Origin of the sequence: Shewanella electrica, assembly GCF_022321485.1 — a bacterium.
Lineage (GTDB): Bacteria > Pseudomonadota > Gammaproteobacteria > Enterobacterales > Shewanellaceae > Shewanella > Shewanella electrica.
In genome coordinates, this window is sequence record NZ_JAKOGG010000513.1 from 1 (window position 1) to 254 (window position 254).

General features: G+C 76.0%; 1 protein-coding gene. It reads right to left on the minus strand.

All coding sequences use genetic code 11. The features are described from left to right. A partial coding sequence (locus L9G74_RS24445; RefSeq protein WP_238898810.1) for a chlorophyll a-b binding domain-containing protein occupies positions 1-254 on the minus strand: 254 nt, incomplete at both ends.

Consider the following 254-nt stretch of genomic DNA (forward strand, 5'->3'; position numbering starts at 1 on the left):
TCCGGGTCGTCGGAGAGCCCCGCGGTGTCCCACCCGTAGTCGCCGGGGAACTCGCCGGTCAGGTAGCTCGGCGGCTCGCCGGAGAGCGGGCCGAGGTAGAGCACGCGGTCGGCGCCGTACCACGGGCTCCCCGACGCGGCGGGCTTGGGCTTCGCCGCCGACTTGCGCCTGGTGATGCGCCCCTCGCCGATCACCTTCGCGGCGGCCTTGCCGGCCAGCGCCGGGGACGAGAGGGCCATGGTGGCGGCGGCCAT